General features: G+C 69.9%; 14 protein-coding genes, 1 tRNA gene and 1 pseudogene. 15 read left to right on the forward strand and 1 reads right to left on the reverse strand.

Going from position 1 to position 19862, the window contains the following annotated elements; translation table 11 throughout:
- Window positions 1–122 precede the first annotated feature (122 nt).
- From IE177_RS03760 to IE177_RS03770, 3 genes are all read left to right on the forward strand, one after another.
- Entirely contained in the window at window positions 123–314 is a 192-nt protein-coding gene (locus IE177_RS03760; RefSeq protein ID WP_100109146.1) for a helix-turn-helix transcriptional regulator, read from the forward strand.
- Entirely contained in the window at window positions 311–1768 is a 1458-nt protein-coding gene (locus tag IE177_RS03765; RefSeq protein WP_190013239.1) for a tyrosine-type recombinase/integrase, read from the forward strand. Before IE177_RS03760 ends, IE177_RS03765 begins: the two co-directional genes overlap by 4 nt.
- 591 nt (window positions 1769–2359) lie before the next feature.
- Entirely contained in the window at window positions 2360–3460 is a 1101-nt protein-coding gene (locus IE177_RS03770) for a hypothetical protein (protein WP_190013240.1), read from the forward strand.
- A gap of 278 nt (window positions 3461–3738) precedes the next feature.
- Here the strand turns inward: IE177_RS03770 and IE177_RS03775 are convergent.
- A tRNA-Arg gene (locus IE177_RS03775) sits at window positions 3739–3810 on the reverse strand.
- A gap of 144 nt (window positions 3811–3954) precedes the next feature.
- Here IE177_RS03775 and IE177_RS03780 point away from each other — a divergent pair.
- The 12 genes and pseudogenes from IE177_RS03780 to prmC all read left to right on the forward strand — a co-directional run.
- A pseudogene (locus IE177_RS03780) lies at window positions 3955–4416 on the forward strand (response regulator); the annotation flags it as partial.
- A gap of 544 nt (window positions 4417–4960) precedes the next feature.
- Window positions 4961–6175: an ArgS-related anticodon-binding protein NrtL gene (gene nrtL / locus IE177_RS03785; protein WP_190013241.1), complete on the forward strand. Its 1215-nt coding sequence runs from the start codon at window positions 4961–4963 to the stop codon at window positions 6173–6175.
- 52 nt (window positions 6176–6227) lie between these two features.
- Entirely contained in the window at window positions 6228–7619 is a 1392-nt protein-coding gene (gene lysA, locus IE177_RS03790; protein WP_190013242.1) for a diaminopimelate decarboxylase, read from the forward strand.
- Window positions 7620–7774: 155 nt separating this feature from the next.
- A complete protein-coding gene (locus tag IE177_RS03795) occupies window positions 7775–9067 on the forward strand; it encodes a homoserine dehydrogenase (protein ID WP_190013243.1) in 1293 nt (430 codons plus the stop codon).
- Window positions 9068–9073: 6 nt separating this feature from the next.
- Window positions 9074–10132, forward strand: a complete 1059-nt coding sequence (gene thrC, locus IE177_RS03800) for a threonine synthase (RefSeq protein WP_190013244.1) — start codon at window positions 9074–9076, stop codon at window positions 10130–10132.
- A gap of 680 nt (window positions 10133–10812) precedes the next feature.
- Complete coding sequence (thrB, locus tag IE177_RS03805) at window positions 10813–11730, forward strand: homoserine kinase (RefSeq protein WP_190013364.1); 918 nt, start codon at window positions 10813–10815, stop codon at window positions 11728–11730.
- Window positions 11731–12133: 403 nt separating this feature from the next.
- On the forward strand, window positions 12134–14131 hold the full coding sequence (gene rho / locus IE177_RS03810) for a transcription termination factor Rho (protein WP_190013245.1): 1998 nt from the start codon (window positions 12134–12136) through the stop codon (window positions 14129–14131).
- 225 nt (window positions 14132–14356) lie between these two features.
- The gene (locus IE177_RS03815) at window positions 14357–16075 is read left to right on the forward strand and encodes a trypsin-like serine protease (protein ID WP_190013365.1); all 1719 of its coding nucleotides are present in this window, start codon (window positions 14357–14359) and stop codon (window positions 16073–16075) included.
- A 196-nt stretch (window positions 16076–16271) separates the two neighbouring features.
- A complete protein-coding gene (locus IE177_RS03820) occupies window positions 16272–17399 on the forward strand; it encodes an LCP family protein (RefSeq protein ID WP_190013246.1) in 1128 nt (375 codons plus the stop codon).
- 146 nt (window positions 17400–17545) lie between these two features.
- Complete coding sequence (gene rpmE, locus IE177_RS03825) at window positions 17546–17767, forward strand: 50S ribosomal protein L31 (RefSeq protein WP_190013247.1); 222 nt, start codon at window positions 17546–17548, stop codon at window positions 17765–17767.
- A gap of 107 nt (window positions 17768–17874) precedes the next feature.
- Entirely contained in the window at window positions 17875–18942 is a 1068-nt protein-coding gene (gene prfA, locus IE177_RS03830) for a peptide chain release factor 1 (protein ID WP_190013248.1), read from the forward strand.
- 51 nt (window positions 18943–18993) lie between these two features.
- A complete protein-coding gene (prmC, locus tag IE177_RS03835; RefSeq protein WP_190013249.1) occupies window positions 18994–19839 on the forward strand; it encodes a peptide chain release factor N(5)-glutamine methyltransferase in 846 nt (281 codons plus the stop codon).
- The last annotated feature ends 23 nt before the right edge of the window (window positions 19840–19862 follow it).

The raw sequence follows: 19862 nt of genomic DNA on the forward strand, positions 1-19862 counted from the left end.
AGGTGTCTCAGCTGTCCGACTGTCCCAACCCCCTTCTGACCTGCACGAACAGGTGGGACAGGCGGAATCGGGACTGTCCCAGCTGTCCGACTCCCGTCCCACTGGCGAGAACTCGGAGGGAACTGACCGTGGCGCGTGACGAGATGCTCACGATCCCTCAGGTGATTGAGGAAATCGGCGTACCGCTGTCGACCTTCTACCGCTGGCGACAGCAGAGGAAAGGGCCGAAAGCAATCAAGCTCCCGAACGGCGCCGTACGAATCCGCCGTTCGGAACTGGAGCGGTGGATTGCAGCTCTGGAGGAAGCCGCGTGACCAATCGCAAGACTGGCGCGACTCCGGGCGCTCGTGAAGACGAGCGCCCGGCCGGGCCTGAAGAGCCCAATCTCTCCACCGACGTCCGTGTCTGGAAAGTCAGCAAGATCTCCAGCAAGACGGCGCCTTACCAACTTCGCTGGGTGGTCGCTGGAAAGGTCCGCCACGCGACCTTCACGACGTCGGCGCTCGCAGAGAGCCGCCGCTCGGAACTCTGGCGAGCCATGCGCAAAGGCGAAGCCTTCGACGTGGAAACCGGACTGCCAGAGTCGGAGCTTCGGGCAGCGGCAGAGAAGGCGAGCACCAAGCCGGACCCGTCATGGTGGGACTTCTCCCGCGAGTACATGGCAATGCGTTGGCGCACTGCCGCGGCGAAGACGCGTGAGGGGCTGGCGGACAGCCTCGCTACCGCAGCTCTCGGCATGATGAGGGAGAGCCCAGGGGCGCCGGACGTGGAGGACGTACGGCGTGCCGTGCGGTGGGCCGTCGTACCGGCACACAAGGACGAAGAACCCCCGCCGGACCTGGAGAAGGTCTGTGTGTGGCTGGCGACCCATTCTCTTCCTCTGTCCGCTCTCAGGGACTCAAAGGTCGTGCGGGACGTCCACTATCGGCTGTCGTTCAAGCTGGACGGTAAGCCGGCGGCTGCGGATACCTACAAGCGGCGCCGCCGCGGATTCAACACGGCCATGGACTACGCGGTTCAGGAGGGATACCTACAAGGGAATCCGCTGGCGGGAGTCAAGCGACCCACTTCCAGCGGGAGGGATGCAGTGGACCCGCGAGTCCTGGTCAACGAGGTGCAGGGAAGGCAGCTTCTCACGGCTGTCTCCTATGTCGGCTCGGTGCACCGCAATCGGGGGCGACGCCTGGTCGCCTTCTTCGGCTGCATCCTGTACGCGGCGATGCGTCCGGCCGAAGTGGTCGGACTCCGACTGTCTGACTGCCATCTCCCTGACAAGGGGTGGGGGACGCTCACTCTCTGGGAGACGCGTCCCATCTCGGGTAAGAAGTGGACTGATTCGGGTGAGCGGCACGACAAACGGGGGCTGAAGTCACGGCAGCCGGGCTCGGACCGGCCGGTGCCTATTCCGCCCGTTCTGGTGGCGATGCTCCGCGCGCACCTTAAGGAGTTCGGCACCGCCAAGGACGGGCGACTCTTTCCCAACGAGCGGGGGGACCTGCTCGGCACGTCCAGCTACTGGCGTGTGTGGCAGGAAGCCAGGCCACTCGCCCTCCCGCCAGACAAGGTGGCCTCGCCCTTGGCTCGGAAGCCATACCACCTGCGGGCCACCTGCATCACGAACTGGCTCCGCGCAGGCCTCCCGGTAGCCGAGGCGGCCCGGCGCGCCGGCAACTCGCCAGAGGTCATCCACCGCCGCTACGCGGGCGTCATCGACGACAGCGAGGAGGAAAACAACAAGAAGATCGAACAGGCCATGGGCTGGGGGTAGGGAGCTCTGCGTGTGAGTGTGCGGTCGGGCGGCCGCACACTCACTGGCGATGCATCTAGACCCGGACTTCCCGGGTCACCGAAAAGGTTCGCCGCAGCGGCCTTCCTGCGTCCGATCTCGATCGAGCCGGGTCGGGTCCGCTGTCACCGCTACGGTTCTGACCGGCAAGTGATCAGCCACGATTGGGTGACCTTCACGACCGGGTGACCTGCGAAGTCCGGGCCTAGGGCGGTTGCGAAAGGGGATCTTGAGCATGAGCTGATTTTGGTGCGCGGCGCCTGGAGATCTGACGGACGCGCAGCGCGCGGTGTTGGAGCTGCTGTTGCCTTGGGGCAAGAAGTCCGCCCGCCCGCCGACGTGGTCCGCGTCCATGTCGAGACGGGTACGGTCTGGCTCTGTACGCCACTCCGGGATAGGGGCGCGTTCGCTTGAATTGGGAATTTTCGTCGCTTCAACAAAAGTCACCTTTCTCTATCCGTGTGAGACCGGCGATGATCCGTGACCATCAAGAGCTGGATTCCAGTCTCGAGTTTCAGAAACAACTCGGTAGTGGTTGCATGGTATTAGGGGGAGCTGCGTCAAGGAGGAGTCATGCCAGTCAAGGTCAAACTTGGGAATCTGCACTGCAGCGTGACGGAGGACTCGGACTATGACACGGCGTACCTGACGTGGGACGGCATAGAGATATGGCGCATGCGGATGGAGGAAGGATGGGACAGAGACGTCGGCTGGGAGAAGAGCATTTCACGGGATGCTCGTGTCGAACTCTGGGACTACGACACCATTGATCAGGACGACAACCTAGGCGGCGAAACGATCCGTCCCAGTCTGGTTGGCTTGGGGACGCAGCGCGCCCGGTTCACCGCCGACGAGGCGGACTACGTTCTGGAGTTCCAAGTTGTCCCTGATTGGGAGAACCTGGACAACAGGCCGGAGACGGCCGACATCGTCGCCGACGGCGACCGTCTCTACCAGCGGCACAAGAGCGGCGCGATCTACCAGCGCGTAGGGTCCTCGTGGGAGAACCGGGACAATAGGCGGGAGACGGCCGACATCGTCGCTGACGCCGGCCGCCTCTTCCAGCGGCACAAGAGCGGCGCGATCTACCAATACATAGGCGGTGATGACTGGCGGCCTCTGCCTGGGGGTAACTTCCCGGGCACCAAGCAGATCGCGACATCCGATGGCCGTCTGTACCAGCGGCACGACAGCGGCGCGATCTACCAATACACAGGAGACGAAATTGGTCCCTGGGAGAACCTGGACAACTTCCCGAAGACGGTCGATATCGTCGCCGACGGCGACCGTCTGTACCAGCGGCACAGCACCGGTGCCATCTATGAATTGGTAAGGTCCACGCCGCATACGTGGCGGCCTCTGGACAACAGGCCGGAGACGGCCGACATCGTCGCTGACGCCGGCCGTCTGTACCAGCGACACCACAACGGTGCAATCTATGAATACACGGGGTCGGGGTGGCGGAACCTGGACAACAACCGTGCCGTGGTCGAGATCGCTACTGGCGACGGGCTGCTCTACAAGCGGCACTTCAACGGGCTTATCTTCGGATACACCGGGTCGACGTGGCTCCTGCGCGACGATAACAATAAAACCGCGAAAGTTGAGACATCTGGTGGTCACCTGTACCAGATGCACGATACCGGAGCTATATACCGAGAGCGGCCCGTCTAAGGTTAGGTGACCGGGCCAGGCGTATGCAGGGGCTCGCCGTCGTGCCATGGCGGCCATTCTGGCAACCCCAGGGCCGCGGACGCCTCCGAATACGGGTGGCTGCCTCTCCCTGGGTGCGCGACGTCGTGGGCCTACCGTTCGCGCGTGGCTCACACGCCCCTCACACGCGAACCGTGAGAGACAGCGAGAAAGGGCGGGAGTCAGTGAGACTGACTCCCGCCCTTTGCTGTCGGCATCCGCCCTGGTCAGAACGTGGTTTTGGGTCTCTGACCGGCGAGTGCCCCCGGCAGGATTCGAACCTGCGCACACGGCTCCGGAGGCCGTTGCTCTATCCCCTGAGCTACGGGGGCGTGTCGGCTGCTGAGCTGCTCGCTCGCGGCGACGGGTAGAACACTATCAGGTCTCACGGGGTGATCAGGAACCCGTTTCCCTGGTGGGCGGTGGTGGGTCCCCTGTACGGGGTGGAAGTGGGGAAAACCCGGACGCGGTGACCGGTGCGGACCTACTCTCGAGTTGTGCCAGGCGCCTCCGGCCGGGTGCTTGTTGTGGACGACAACAAGGTCATCCGGCAGCTGATCAGGGTCAACCTTGAGCTGGAAGGGCTCGAGGTCGTGACCGCGGCCGATGGTGCCGAGTGTCTGGACGTCGTTCACCAGGTGCGGCCCGATGTCGTGACACTCGATGTCGTCATGCCTCGGCTGGACGGTTTGCGGACCGCCGCCCGGCTCCGTGCCGATCCCCGCACGCACCATCTCCCTCTCGCCATCATCAGCGCGTGCACGCAGCATGAGGTCGAGACCGGACTCGATGTCGGCGTGGACGCCTTTCTCGCCAAGCCCTTCGAACCCGACGAACTCGTGCGACTCGTCAAGCACTTGATCGAGCACCGGACCGGGGACGGCGGCATCGGGCGTGGCGGGGGAGGAGAGGGGCGCGGAGGCGGCGGAGGCGGGGGCAGCGATCCGCATCGGGGCGGGGGCGGCGATCCGGGTGGGGGGCGGAGTGGTGGCCCTGAGTCGGACCGGGAAGGTTCGCCTGTTGACGGGGGAGAGGGCAGCGGCGGTCGCGGTCGCGGTATCACCGATGGCCTGCCGGGCGGCCTCGATGATCTGACAGGTGCTGTCGACGGCGTAGCAGGGGCATCGACAGCCTGACGGTCGCATGGGCTCTCCTGGGGCGCAGGGGCCGCACAAGCCCCGCTGGCCGCGCGGTTGCAGTGCCGGCAGTGCGAGTGGCGGTCGCCGCGGTGCTGCGACCTGCCTTCATTGGCGTATCCAGCGGCGCTGCCCCCAGCAGACAGCGCCGCTCGTCGGCGTTTGTGACCGGTGGCCCACCGGTCACAACCTGCGCCGCGTCGGCCCCGCCCAGTCCCGTTGCGACCCACGCCCAGTGCCCCGGCCCCGCTGCCCGCCCCCGACCCAGGTCCCCCCGGCCCCGCCCCCCGTCCGCAGACTGAAACCGCCTCGCGTACCCACCCCCCTCCTCCCCTACGCTTGTCCCGTGACCCCCGTCGAGCTCTCCCGCACCGTGCTGCACGCCGTGCGCTGTGCTGTCGATGACGGGGAGCTGAATGTGACCGTGCCCGAGCGGGTCGTGGTGACCGAGCCGGGGCCCGGGGGGTGCGGGGATTTCGCCACCAACATCGCCCTTCAGCTCGCCCGGCCGGCCGGGCAGCCGCCCCTGCGGGTGGCCGAGGTGCTGCGCCCCCGTCTCGTCGGCGCCGACGGCATCCGCGACGTCGTCGTCACCGGGCCCGGGTTCCTCAACATCAGCCTCGACGCGCAGGACGACCTGGTCACCGGTCTGGTCAGGGAGGTCCTCGCCCGCGGCGCCGGCTACGGGCATGGTGAGGCTCTCGCGGGGCAGGTCGTCGCCCTTCGGGTGCCCTACGAGGTCCGGGCAGAGGTCGTCGCCGACGCGGTCGTGCGGATCGTCGCCACCCAGGGCGGGCGGGCCACCGTCGAGCACGGCGAGCCCGTCAATCTGCGGCCCGTGCCCGCGCCCGAGGACCCCGCCCCGCTCGGCCCCGACGCCGCCCAGTGGGCCCTGCTCCACCCGGCCCCGCACGACCGGCCCCGGATCACCGCCGATCACCTGGTCCAGCGGGAGGGCAACCCCCTCTTCCGCGTCCGGTACGCCCACGCCCGCGTCCGCTCCCTCAGCCGCAACGCCGCCCGCCTCGGGTTCACCGCCGAGCCGGGACCGATCGGTCTCCAAGGTCACGGGCACGGTCAGGGCCAGGTCAAGGACCAAGGCCACGATCAGGGCCATGATCAGGGCGACCTCGTTCGCGCCGGATCCCCCGCGCCCCTCGTCGTCACCGCCGAGTCGTCCGCTCCCGACGTGGCCCTCGCCCGCACCGGCGCTCCCGACGGCCCCCTCGCCCGCACCGGCGCCCCCGACGTCGCCTTCGCCCGCACCGGTGCCCCCGGCCCGATTCCCGCGCTCCCCGCCCCCCGCACCCTCCTGACCCCCCTCACCGACCACCCCCGCATCCTCGCCGCGGCCGCCACCCACCGTGCCCCGGATCGGCTCGCCCGGCATCTCGTCACCGTCGCCGATGCCGTGCTGCCCTTTCTGCCTGCCGTCCTGCCCCTGGGCGAGGAGAAACCCTCGGCCGCCCACCGTGCCCGGCTGGCGCTTGCCGAAGCCGCCGGGGTGGTGCTGGCCGGCGGCCTGTCCCTGCTCGGCATCGACGCACCCGAACACCTCTGAGGGCACCCATGGGACGTCCCCGGAGAGAGACAGAGAGTCTGAGAGTCACGTCATGAGCCGTTCCGCCCACCCCGCCGGGCCCCGCTACGCCGACGTCCTGCCCGAGGGGCACTACACCGCGCCGCCCGCCGACCTCAACGCGCTCGACCGGAAGGTGTGGGCCCAGACCGTCACGCGCGACGCCGACGGTGTCGTCACCGTCGGCGGGATCGACGTCAATCGTCTCGCCGAGGAGTTCGGCACGCCCGCCTACGTCCTCGACGAGGCCGACTTCCGGGCCCGCGCCCGTGCCTGGCGCACCGCCTTCGGCACCGACGCCGACGTCTTCTACGCCGGCAAGGCCTTCCTCTCGCGCGCCGTCGTGCGGTGGCTGAACGAGGAGGGGCTGAACCTCGACGTGTGCTCCGGTGGCGAGCTGACCACCGCCCTCTCCGCCGGGATGCCCGCCGAGCGCATCGCCTTCCACGGCAACAACAAGTCCGTCGCCGAGATCACCAGGGCCATCGAGGCCGGGGTGGGACGGATCGTGCTCGACTCCTTCCAGGAGATCGCGCGGGTCGCGCACATCGCGCAGTCGCTCGGCACCCGGCAGAAGGTGCAGATCCGGATCACCGTCGGCGTCGAGGCGCACACGCACGAGTTCATCGCCACCGCCCACGAGGACCAGAAGTTCGGCATTCCGCTGGCCGGCGGGCAGGCCGCCGAGGCCGTATGGCGGGCGCTGCAGCTCGACGGGCTGGAGCTGATCGGGATCCACTCGCACATCGGGTCGCAGATCTTCGACATGTCCGGCTTCGAGGTCGCCGCCCACCGGGTCGTCGGGCTGCTCAAGGAGATCCGCGACGAGCACGGGGTGGAACTGCCGGAGATCGACCTGGGCGGCGGGCTCGGCATCGCCTACACCGGCGACGACGATCCCCGCGAGCCGCACGAGATCGCCAAGGCGCTCACCGAGATCGTCGGCCGTGAGTGCGAGGCCGCCCGGCTGCGGACGCCCCGGATCTCCGTCGAGCCCGGGCGCGCCATCGTCGGGCCGACCGCCTTCACCCTGTACGAGGTCGGCACGGTCAAGCCCCTCGAGGGGCTGCGCACCTACGTCTCCGTCGACGGCGGCATGTCGGACAACATCCGCACCGCGCTGTACGACGCCGAGTACAGCGTCGCCCTGGTCTCCCGCACCTCCGACGCCGAGCCCATGCTCGCCCGGGTCGTCGGCAAGCACTGCGAGAGCGGCGACATCGTGGTCCGGGACGCGTTCCTGCCCGCCGACCTGGCGCCGGGCGACCTGCTCGCCGTGCCGGCCACCGGCGCCTACTGCCGGTCCATGGCCAGCAACTACAACCACGTGCTCCGGCCGCCCGTCGTCGCCGTGCGCGACGGCGAGGCCCGGGCCGTCGTCCGGCGTGAGACGGAGGAGGACCTCCTGCGTCTCGACGTCGGCTGAACAAGCCGGGCACCGGAAACCGGGGGTGGAAGATCTGCGGTCCCCCACCCCCGTACAAATGAAATAGATGTCTCACGATCCGGACGAAGGGTAGAAACTCCCGTCCGGTGAGTGAGACTGGTCGAACCGTAGACGGTATGAGGAAACGAGGTCGGATGATGCGTACGCGTCCGCTGAAGGTGGCGCTGCTGGGCTGTGGAGTGGTCGGCTCAGAGGTGGCGCGCATCATGACGACGCACGCCGACGACCTCGCCGCCAGGATCGGGGCTCCGGTCGAGCTGGCCGGGGTCGCCGTGCGGCGCCCGTCCAGGGTGCGCGAGGGCATCGACCCGGGCCTCGTCACCACCGACGCCACCGCGCTCGTCAAACGCGGGGACATCGACGTCGTGGTGGAGGTCATCGGGGGCATCGAGCCCGCCCGGTCCCTCATCACCACCGCCTTCGAGCACGGCGCCTCGGTCGTCTCCGCCAACAAGGCCCTGCTCGCCCAGGACGGGGCCGCCCTGCACGCCGCCGCCGTGGAGCACGGCCGGGACCTGTACTACGAGGCGGCCGTCGCCGGCGCCATCCCGCTGATCCGGCCGCTACGCGAGTCCCTCGCCGGCGACAAGGTCAACCGGGTGCTCGGCATCGTCAACGGCACCACCAACTTCATCCTCGACAAGATGGACTCCACGGGAGCGGGCTACCAGGAGGCGCTCGACGAGGCCACCGCCCTGGGGTACGCGGAGGCCGACCCGACCGCGGACGTCGAGGGCTTCGACGCCGCCGCCAAGGCCGCCATCCTCGCCGGCATCGCCTTCCACACGCGCGTGCGCCTCGACGACGTCTACCGCGAGGGCATGACCGAGGTCACCGCCGCCGACTTCCGCTCCGCCAAGGAGATGGGCTGCACCATCAAGCTGCTCGCCATCTGCGAGCGGTCCAAGGACGGCGCGTCCGTCACCGCGCGCGTGCACCCCGCGATGATTCCGCTCAGCCACCCGCTCGCCTCCGTGCGCGGCGCGTACAACGCCGTCTTCGTCGAGTCCGACGCGGCCGGGCAGCTGATGTTCTACGGCCCCGGCGCCGGCGGTTCCCCGACCGCCTCCGCCGTCCTCGGCGACCTCGTCGCCGTCTGCCGCAACCGGCTCAACGGCGCCACCGGGCCCGGCGAGTCGGCGTACGCCGACCTGACCGTCTCCCCGATGGGCGAGGTCGTCACCCGGTACCACATCAGCCTCGACGTGGCCGACAAACCGGGTGTGCTCGCCCAGGTCGCCACCGTCTTCGCCGAACACGGCGTGTCGATCGACACCGTTCGGCAGCAGGGCAAGGACGGCGAGGCCTCCCTCGTCGTCGTCACCCACCGGGCCTCCGACGCGTCCCTGTCCGGGACCGTCGAGGCACTGCGCAACCTCGACACCGTGCGGGGTGTCGCCAGCATCATGCGGGTTGAAGGAGAGTAACCAGCAATGACCCACCAGTGGCGCGGAATCATCGAGGAGTACCGGGACAGGCTGCCGGTGTCCGACACGACGCCGGTCGTGACGCTCCGCGAGGGCGGCACGCCTCTCGTACCCGCGCAGGTGCTCTCCGAGCGCACGGGCTGCGAGGTCCACCTGAAGGTGGAGGGCGCCAACCCGACCGGGTCCTTCAAGGACCGCGGCATGACCATGGCCATCAGCAAGGCCAAGGAGGAGGGGGCGAAGGCCGTCATCTGCGCCTCCACCGGCAACACCTCCGCCAGCGCGGCCGCCTACGCCGTGCGCGCCGGCATGGTCTCCGCCGTGCTCGTGCCGCAGGGCAAGATCGCCCTCGGCAAGATGGGCCAGGCCCTCGTCCACGGCGCCAAGATCCTCCAGGTCGACGGCAATTTCGACGACTGCCTCACCCTCGCGCGCTCCCTGAGCGAGAACTACCCCGTGGCGCTGGTGAATTCGGTCAACCCGGTACGCATCGAGGGCCAGAAGACGGCCGCCTTCGAGATCGTGGACATGCTCGGCGACGCCCCCGACATCCACGTCCTGCCCGTCGGCAACGCGGGCAACATCACCGCCTACTGGAAGGGTTACAAGGAGTACGCCGCCGACGGCATCTCCTCCAGGACCCCTCGCATGTGGGGCTTCCAGGCCTCCGGCAGTGCCCCGATCGTGCGCGGCGAGGTCGTCAAGGACCCGTCGACCATCGCCACCGCGATCCGCATCGGCAACCCCGCCTCGTGGAACTACGCGCTGGCCGCACGCGACGAGTCGGGCGGCGCCATCGACGAGGTGACGGACCGTGAGATCCTGCGCGCCTACCGGCTGTTGGCCGCACAGGAGGGCGTCTTCGTGGAGCCCGCCTCCGCCGCCTCCGTGGCCGGTCTGCTCAAGGCCGCCGAGCAGGGCAAGGTCGACCCGGGGCAGCGCATCGTGTGCACGGTCACCGGCAACGGCCTGAAGGACCCCGACTGGGCCGTCGCCGGCGCTCCGCAGCCGGTCACCGTCCCGGTCGACGCGGCCACCGCGGCCGAGCGCCTCGGCCTCGCCTGAGCGTCGCGTCGCGCGTTCGACCGAGCGCGGCCGGCCCTGGTGACCCGGGTCCCCGGTTCCTCCGACCCGGGCCCCGGTTCGCCGGCCCGAGCCCCGGGTTCCCGGGTAGTTCGGGTTCCGGGCCGTGCGGCTGTCCGGTCCGGGTTCCGGGTCGTGCGGCTGTCCGGTTCGGGTTCCGGGTCGTGCGGCCCTCCGGTTCGGGTTCCGGGCCGTGCGGCTGTCCGGTTCGGGTTCCGGGTCGTCGTGCGGCAGTGCGGTCCGGGTTCCGGGCCGTGCGGCTGTCCGGTCCTAGCCCGGGCCGTCGTGCGGCCGCCCCGGTCCGAGCCCTGGCGGCCGTGCGACCGTCCGGTCCGAGCCCCGGGCAGCCGTGCGGCTTCCGGGCCGGGCCCCGGACAATCCGGGCCCAGCCCGGGTTTCCCCTGACAGGGGTGCACAAGAGGTCTGCGACACGCATCGTGCGCCTCCTGTGCGCCCTATGTCGCCACAGAACCTTCCTTCGATAGGCTGTACTCAACCCGCCCACCGCATATGCCCCCCGCGTGTGGCACGGCACCGTGCCGTCTCCGCGGACCGACGGGTCTTCGTACGTCATCGGATGTCCACCGAACTTCGGTCGAATGTCCATCGAGTTCATCGAGCGCCATTCGACCGTCACGCAGCTCAAGGAGAGTCAACGAGCGATGGCCGGTCCAGCGTTCCGCGCCGCCGCCGTCCGGGTGCGCGTTCCCGCCACCAGCGCCAATCTGGGCCCGGGTTTCGACGCCCTGGGCCTCGCGCTGGGGCTCTACGACGACGTGGTCGTCCGGGTGGCCGACTCCGGGCTGCACATCGACATCGCGGGCGAGGGCAGTGAGACCCTCCCGCGTGACGAGAGTCACCTCCTCGTCCGCTCCCTGCGCACCGCCTTCGACCTGCTGGGCGGGCAGCCCCGCGGCCTGGAGATCGTCTGCGCGAACCGCATTCCGCACGGCCGGGGCCTGGGCTCCTCCTCCGCCGCCATCTGTGCCGGCATCGTCGCCGCCCGCGCGGTGACCATAGGCGGCGAGGCCCGCCTGGACGACACCGCGCTGCTGGAGCTGGCCACCGAGATCGAGGGCCACCCGGACAACGTGGCCGCCTGTCTGCTCGGCGGATTCACCCTGTCCTGGATGGAGTCCGGCGCCGCCCGGGCGATCAGGATGGAGCCGAACAGTTCCATCGTTCCGGTGGTTTTCGTGCCCGGGAAGCCGGTCCTCACCGAGACCGCCCGCGGCCTGCTCCCGCGCAACGTGCCGCACGTCGACGCCGCCGTCAACGCGGGCCGCGCCGCCCTGCTCGTCGAGGCTCTGACCAGGCGCCCCGAGCTGCTGCTGCCCGCCACCGAGGACCGGCTCCACCAGGAGTACCGCGCCCCGGCCATGCCCGAGAGCGCCGCGCTGGTCGAGCGGCTGCGCGCCGACGGCGTCCCGGCCGTGATCTCGGGCGCCGGACCCACCGTCATGGCCCTCGCCGACCCCGGCACCGCGGACAAGGTGTCGCACCTCGCGGGTGAGGGCTGGGCCGCCAACCGGCTGGACCTCGACGCGCAGGGAGCGAGCGTGCTGCCGCTTGCGCCCTGACACACGGTTGCCGGATTTGGAGAGGGGGAATGTTTGTTGGATCCGGTAGTGTTAATCTCAAGTCTGCACCCGACCCCACCATGGCGAGGTGCCTCGTGTCCCCGTCCGGGACAGACATTCTTCCGGGAGTCTCCCGCACCGTTCCGTGTTCCTTGCGCCGTACCTGGGCAGTACGTCGTATGCGGGCACTGAGCGGACCGCCGGGCACGCTCCGGAATCGGTGCTGCCACGCCACGTGACACCGGGTGTCACGGCTCGCGGAAGCGCCATCACCAGCAAATCTCTCTCCGCCGTTGGCGGACCACCGCCCCGGCACGGTTCACCGAAGACAGGACCGTAGCCGGACAGCACAACCGGTCGCCGAGCCAGACAGGCCGACGTCCGCTCCAGGGAAGGACCCTTCGTGAGCGACACCACCGATCTGATGGGCGCACGTGTCGAGGAGACCGCTGCCGCGCCCGCCACGGACGCCTCCGCGCCTGCCACCGGTGCCGGCTCCCGGCGGCGCCGTGGTACCGGCCTCGAGGGCATGGTGCTGGCCGAGCTGCAGCAGGTCGCCTCGGGCCTCGGCATCAGGGGCACCGCGCGGATGCGCAAGAGCCAGCTGATCGAGGTCATCAAGGAGGCGCAGGCCGCCGGGGGTGCCGCCCCCAAGGCCGCTTCCGCCCCCGCCGAGGCCGCTGAGACCAAGCCCAAGCGCCGGGCCACCTCCAAGGCCCGCACGGGTGAGGAGGCGGAGAAGAAGGCCAAGGCCGAGGCCCCCGCCGAGAAGGCAGTGGCCCAGCAGCAGATCGAGATCCCCGGCCAGCCGGACGGGGGCACCGCCCGCGAAGCCGAGCGCGGGGGAGCCGACGCCCCGGCCGAGCGCCGTCGCCGTCGTGCCACCGCCGAGGCGGGCAGCCCGGCCGCGAACAGCTCCGAGACCGTCGCCGCCGAGGCGAAGGGCGAGGCCAAGGCCGAGGCGCCCGCGCAGCAGCAGGGTGACGCCAAGGGCGACGCCGGTGACGGCGAGGGCCGCGGCCGCCGCGACCGCCGTGAGCGCGGCCGCGACCGCGACCGTGACCGCCGCGGCAAGGGCGACGACCAGCAGGGCCAGGGCGGCCAGCGGCAGCAGGGCCAGCAGCAGGGCGGCGGCCGGCAGGACCGTCAGCAGGACGACGACGACTTCGAGGGCGGACGCCGGGGCCGTCGCGGCCGCTACCGCGACCGCCGTGGCCGCCGTGGCCGCGACGACATCGCCGAGCCGCAGGTCGCCGAGGACGACGTCCTGATCCCCGTCGCGGGCATCCTCGACATCCTCGACAACTACGCCTTCATCCGGACCTCCGGCTACCTGCCCGGCCCGAACGACGTGTACGTCTCGCTCGCCCAGGTCCGCAAGAACGGCCTGCGCAAGGGCGACCACGTCACCGGTGCGGTCCGCCAGCCGAAGGAGGGCGAGCGCCGCGAGAAGTTCAACGCGCTGGTCCGCCTCGACTCCGTCAACGGCATGGCGCCCGAACACGGCCGCGGCCGACCGGAGTTCAACAAGCTGACCCCGCTCTACCCGCAGGACCGCCTCCGCCTGGAGACGGACCCGGGCGTGCTCACCACCCGCATCATCGACCTCGTGTCGCCGATCGGTAAGGGCCAGCGCGGTCTGATCGTGGCCCCGCCGAAGACCGGCAAGACCATGATCATGCAGGCGATCGCCAACGCGATCACGCACAACAACCCCGAGTGCCACCTGATGGTCGTCCTGGTCGACGAGCGTCCGGAAGAGGTCACCGACATGCAGCGGTCGGTCAAGGGCGAGGTCATCTCCTCGACCTTCGACCGCCCGGCCGAGGACCACACCACGGTCGCCGAGCTGGCCATCGAGCGCGCCAAGCGCCTGGTGGAGCTGGGCCACGACGTGGTCGTGCTGCTCGACTCGATCACCCGTCTGGGCCGTGCCTACAACCTGGCCGCGCCCGCCTCCGGCCGCATCCTGTCCGGTGGTGTCGACTCGACCGCGCTGTACCCGCCGAAGCGGTTCTTCGGTGCGGCGCGCAACATCGAGGACGGCGGTTCGCTGACCATCCTGGCCACGGCTCTCGTGGACACCGGGTCCCGCATGGACGAGGTGATCTTCGAGGAGTTCAAGGGCACGGGCAACATGGAGCTCAAGCTCGACCGCAAGCTCGCCGACAAGCGCATCTTCCCGGCGGTGGACGTCGACGCGTCCGGTACCCGCAAGGAAGAGATCCTGCTCGGCAACGAGGAGCTGGCCGTCGTCTGGAAGCTCCGTCGCGTCCTGCACGCGCTGGACCAGCAGCAGGCGATCGAGCTGCTCCTCGACAAGATGAAGCAGACCAAGTCGAACGTCGAGTTCCTGATGCAGATCCAGAAGACGACGCCGACGCCGGGCAACGGGGACTGACACCCCGCTCCCCAGGGCGCCGAGGCCGCCTCCCGTCACCGCAGTGACGGGAGGCGGCCTTTTGGCGCTGTGAGGTACGGGACCGCATCACGCGTCCCTCCCACCTCACTTTCCCCGGGGAGAACTCCCTTGCCCACGCCCCTGCACGGGCGGCACAGACGGCGCGTCCGTCTTGCCCTGCCCCTGGCCGCCGCCGGTGTCGCCGCCGCCGTGACGGCCGCGCTGATGACCTCCTCCGCCGGTGCCGCCACCGCGCTGCCGAAGCCCGGCGTCACCCCCGTCGTCGCCCAGCCCTCCCAGGCCACCCTGGTGAAGCGCATCGCCGGCGCCTCGGACACGGACGCCCCCGCGCAGCAAGCCCCGAAAACCGGCGGCGCCGTCTCATCGAAGATCATCGGCGGCAAGGAGACCACCATCTCCTCGGCGCCCTGGATGGCCCAGCTCTGGTACTTCGACGACAAGGGCACCACCGCCACCGGCGACGACGTCGGCTTCTTCTGCGGAGGCTCGGTCGTCGCGCCGACGAAGATCCTCACCGCCGCGCACTGCCTGCGGGACGAGAACGGCAAGGCCTACGACTGGAAGGCCTACGGCGCGGTCATCACCGGCACCGACCAGCTGCCCACCACCGACAGCACGGGCACCACCGACCTGCACGGCGGTCAGGCCACCGGTGTGCTGCGCCAGTGGAACCACCCGTCCTACGACCCGGACGCCATCGACGACGACATCGCCGTGCTCACCCTGGCCGTCCCGGTCAAGGCCACGCCGATCCGCATGGTCACCTCCGGCACCACCTCCGCCTACGCCGCCGGCACCAGCGCCAAGGTCTACGGCTGGGGCCGCACCAGCTCCACCAGCAGCGACATCTCGCAGACGCTGAAGACGGCCACGCTGCCCGTCCAGTCGGACACCACCTGCTCCGGCGCCTACGGCGGCGCCTTCGTCAAGGGCCACATGGTGTGCGCGGGCGACCCGGCCAGCGGCAGCGACAGCGGCACGACCTCCGCCTGCAACGGCGACTCCGGCGGCCCGCTCGTCGTCGGCGGCCGGATCGCCGGAGTGGTCTCCTGGGGCGTCGAGAACTGCGTGGCGAAGGGCGCCTACAGCGTCTTCAGCAAGGTCTCCACGTACGTCGGCGCGGTCTACCCGCAGACCGACGACGGCAACCTGAGCTACACCGACGGCAGGGCCGACCTCTTCGTGCGGGCCTCGTCCACGAAGACCGGCTACGAGAAGGACTCCAAGGGCAGTTCGTTCGGCTCCCGGATCTCCTGGGGCGACTGGGGCGGCACCAACCTGGTCCTGCAGACCGACCTGAACCGGGACGGCTACCAGGACCTGGTCTACCGGGTCAGCTCCACCGGCGACGTGTACTGGGAGCACGTCGTGCTCAACAGCGCGCGCACCGAGGGCACCTGGAGCACCACCAAGCTCTTCTCCGGCTGGAAGACCCGCACCCGGATCATCGTCCCGGGCGACGTCACCGGCGACTACCTGCCCGACCTCCTCTCCGTCGACTCCGGCGGCACGCTGTGGATCTACCCGGGCAAGGGCAACGGCACCTTCTCCTCCCGCGTTTCGGTCGGCACCGGCTGGAACCAGTACAACTCGGTGCGCGGCCACGGCGACTTCACCGGCGACGGCAAGGCCGACCTGCTGGCCCGCAAGTCCAGCAGCGACGACCTGTACCTGTACAAGGGCACCGGCACCTCCGGCAGCGGCGCCTTCTCCGCCCGGATCAAGGTGCGCAGCGCCTGGACCGGATACAACGCCTTCGACGCGGTCGGTGACGTGAGCGGTGACGGCAGGGCCGACTTCCTGGCCCGCACCCCCGGCGGCACGCTGTACCTGTACAAGGGCACCGGAAAGGCCACGAGCGAGATCTTCGCCACAAGGATCTCGGTGGGCACCGGATTCCGGGCGTACGACATCTGGGGCTGAAAGCGCAGGTGAGCACGGCTCACCCGCGGTGACACCGTCACGCACCGTGCCCACCGCCGCACGCGGTGGGCACGGTGCGTCGTGCAACCCTTTCCCGGGTTTCCCCGTCTGACCGGGTGGAGCGACGATGGAGCGGTGACGACCGCGCCTGACCCTGACAACAGGGGGTAACCGACCGACGAGACCTAGGAGCGATGTGTCCGCCGAGAGCACGCCAGGGCCCGGCATACCCGAGCCGGCCGAGACGGCCCCCCGCCGCCGCGGCAAGGGGCGCCGCCGCAAGAGCCCCAGGAGCGGCAAGGCCCTGCGCATCACGGCCTGGACGGCCGCCGGAGTCGTCGTGCTGGGCGGTGCCGGCGCCGGCTTCGTGTACTTCAAGATGAACGGCAACCTCCGCAGCGTCGACATCAACCAGGCGCTCGGCGACGACCGGCCCACGAAGATCGACAACGGCTCGGAGAACATCCTGGTCCTCGGCTCGGACACCCGCTCCGGCAAGAACAAGAAGCTCGGCGGCGGCACCGACGACGGCAGTGCCCGCTCCGACACGGCGATGATCGTCCACGTCTACCAGGGCCACAGGAAGGCCAGTGTCGTCTCCGTGCCGCGGGACACCCTGATCGACCGCCCCGCGTGCACCGACACCGAGGGCACGGCCCACGCGGCGGCCTCCGGCGTGATGTTCAACTCGGCCTACTCCACCGGCGGCGCGGCCTGCGCGGTGAAGACCGTCGAATCGCTCACCGGCATCCGCATGGACCACTACCTGGAGGTCGACTTCTCGGGCTTCCAGCAGCTCATCGACGACCTCGGCGGCGTGCGGGTCACCACGACGAAGGACATCGACGACCCGCAGAGCCACCTGAAGCTCAAGGCCGGCCCCCACACCCTCGGCGGCGAGCAGGCCCTCGGCCTCGTCCGCACCCGGCACGGCGTGGGCGACGGCTCCGACCTGGGCCGCATCCAGCTCCAGCAGGCGTTCATCAAGGCACTGATCGACCAGGTCAAGCACGTCGGCGTGTTCTCGAGCCCGAAGAAGCTGTACGACCTCGCCGACACCGCCACCAAGGCCGTCACCACCGACTCCGACCTCGGCTCGGTCAGCGACCTGTACGGCTTCGCCAAGGGTCTGCAGGGCATCGGCTCGTCCCATCTGAAGATGGTGACGATGCCGGTCCGCTACGACCCGGCGAACCCCAACCGGGTCCTGCTGGAGAAGAACAAGGCCCACCTGGTCTGGGACGCCCTCAGGAACGACCGCCCGATCCCGGCGTCGGCCACGAAGGACACGGCCACCGGCGAGGCCAGGGGCGTGCTGAGCTGAGGCCCGCGCCGGCGCCGGAATAGAAAGCGGCACCCCCCGGTTTGGGTGGATGGCACCAGTCCTGGCAGACTGGTACGTCGGCTCCGGTTCACGCCCCCGTATCCCGCGGTGGCGACCCGGCGCCCTCCCGAAATCTAGGAGACACCTTGAAGCGCGACATCCACCCCGCGTACGTCGAGACGCAGGTCAGCTGCACCTGCGGCGCGTCGTTCACCACCCGCAGCACCATCGACTCCGGCACCATCCGGGCCGAGGTCTGCTCCGAGTGCCACCCGTTCTACACGGGTAAGCAGAAGATCCTCGACACCGGTGGCCGTGTGGCCCGCTTCGAGGCCCGCTTCGGCAAGGCCGCCGGCTCCAAGAAGTAGCGAGCCCCCATTCGCCGGTCCACGGTCACGCCCTCGCCGGGGTGTGCCCGGGACCGGCGTTTTTGGTCGCCCGCCCTTCCATTCGTTCGCAGTACAGGAGCCGAAAGATGTTCGAGGCCGTCGAGGAACTCGTCGCCGAGCACGCCGACCTGGAGAAGAAGCTCGCCGATCCGTCGGTCCACGCCGATCAGGCAAACGCGCGCAGGCTGAACAAGCGCTACGCCGAGCTGACGCCGATCGTCGCCACGTACCGCTCCTGGAAGCAGGCGGGCGACGACGTCGACACCGCGCGCGAACTGGCCGCCGACGACCCCGACTTCGCCGCCGAGGTCAAGGAGCTGGAGAAGCAGCGCGAGGAGCTGACCGAGAGGCTGCGCCTGCTGCTGGTCCCGCGTGACCCGAGCGACGACAAGGACGTCATCCTGGAGATCAAGGCGGGCGCCGGCGGCGACGAGTCCGCGCTCTTCGCCGGCGACCTGCTGCGCATGTACCTGCGCTACGCGGAGCGGATCGGCTGGAAGACCGAGATCATCGACGCCACCGAGTCCGAGCTGGGCGGCTACAAGGACGTCCAGGTCGCGGTGAAGGCCCGCGGCCAGATCGAGCCCGGTCAGGGCGTGTGGGCCCGGCTGAAGTACGAGGGCGGCGTGCACCGCGTGCAGCGCGTGCCGGCCACCGAGTCCCAGGGCCGCATCCACACCTCCGCCGCCGGTGTCCTCGTGACGCCCGAGGCCGAGGAGGTCGACGTCGAGATCAACCCGAACGACCTGCGCATCGACGTCTACCGGTCCTCCGGCCCGGGCGGGCAGTCCGTCAACACCACCGACTCCGCGGTGCGCATCACGCACCTGCCGACCGGTGTCGTCGCCTCCTGCCAGAACGAGAAGAGCCAGCTGCAGAACAAGGAGCAGGCGCTGCGTATCCTGCGCTCCAGGCTGCTCGCCATGGCGCAGGAGGAGGCGGAGCGGGAGGCCGCCGACGCCCGTCGCAGCCAGGTCCGCACCGTGGACCGCTCCGAGAAGATCCGCACCTACAACTTCCCGGAGAACCGCATCTCCGACCACCGCGTCGGCTTCAAGGCGTACAACCTGGACCAGGTCCTGGACGGCGACCTCGCCGCGGTGATCCAGGCCTGCGTCGACGCCGACTCGGCGGCGAAGCTGGCGGCCGCGTAAGACACGTACGCACGTACGCGCACGAGTACGAGTACGACACGGAGGACTCGCGTGAACCTGCTGCTCGCGGAGGTGGCCCAGGCCACCCAGCGGCTGGCCGCCGCCGGCGTGCCCTCGCCGCGCAACGACGCCGAGGAGCTCGCCGCGTTCGTGCACGGCGTGAAGCGCGGCGCCCTGCACTCCGTGAAGGACTCGGACTTCGACGCCCGGTACTGGGAGGTCATCGCCCGGCGCGAGCAGCGCGAGCCGCTGCAGCACATCACCGGGCGGGCCTACTTCCGCTACCTGGAGCTGCAGGTCGGGCCGGGCGTCTTCGTGCCCCGGCCGGAGACCGAGTCCGTGGTCGGCTGGGCCATAGACGCCGTACGCGCCATGGACGTGGTCGAGCCGTGCATCGTCGACCTGTGCACCGGCACCGGAGCCATCGCGCTCGCCCTCGCCCAGGAGGTCCCGCGCTCCCGGGTGCACGCAGTGGAGCTGTCCGAGGAAGCCCTGGTGTGGACGCGCAAGAACATGGCGGGCTCCAGGGTGGACCTGCGCCAGGGTGACGCGCTGACCGCCTTCCCCGACCTGGACGGCCAGGTCGACCTGGTCGTCTCCAACCCGCCGTACATCCCGCTCACCGAGTGGGAGTACGTCGCCCCCGAGGCCCGCGACTACGACCCGGAGCTGGCGCTCTTCTCCGGCGAGGACGGCCTCGACCTGATCCGCGGCCTGGAGCGCACCGCGCACCGGCTGCTGCGCCCCGGCGGGGTCGTCGTCATCGAGCACGCCGACACCCAGGGCGGCCAGGTGCCGTGGATCTTCACCGAGGAGCGGGGCTGGGCCGACGCGGCCGACCACCCGGACCTCAACAAGCGGCCACGTTTCGCGACCGCGCGCAAGGCGCTGCCGTGAGCCCGCAGACTCATTTCCCGCAG

The organism is Streptomyces lucensis JCM 4490 (assembly GCF_014650035.1).
Taxonomy (GTDB): domain Bacteria; phylum Actinomycetota; class Actinomycetes; order Streptomycetales; family Streptomycetaceae; genus Streptomyces; species Streptomyces lucensis.

Bases quoted from the DNA above. Each gene is read 5' to 3' on its own strand.
- lysA (WP_190013242.1), top strand. From the start codon at position 6,228: ATGAGCCGTTCCGCCCACCCCGCCGGGCCCCGCTACGCCGACGTCCTG.
- thrC (WP_190013244.1), top strand. From the start codon at position 9,074: ATGACCCACCAGTGGCGCGGAATCATCGAGGAGTACCGGGACAGGCTG.
- IE177_RS03815 (WP_190013365.1), top strand. From the start codon at position 14,357: ATGACCTCCTCCGCCGGTGCCGCCACCGCGCTGCCGAAGCCCGGCGTC.
- thrB (WP_190013364.1), top strand. From the start codon at position 10,813: ATGGCCGGTCCAGCGTTCCGCGCCGCCGCCGTCCGGGTGCGCGTTCCC.
- IE177_RS03770 (WP_190013240.1), top strand. From the start codon at position 2,360: ATGCCAGTCAAGGTCAAACTTGGGAATCTGCACTGCAGCGTGACGGAG.
- IE177_RS03795 (WP_190013243.1), top strand. From the start codon at position 7,775: ATGATGCGTACGCGTCCGCTGAAGGTGGCGCTGCTGGGCTGTGGAGTG.
- prfA (WP_190013248.1), top strand. From the start codon at position 17,875: ATGTTCGAGGCCGTCGAGGAACTCGTCGCCGAGCACGCCGACCTGGAG.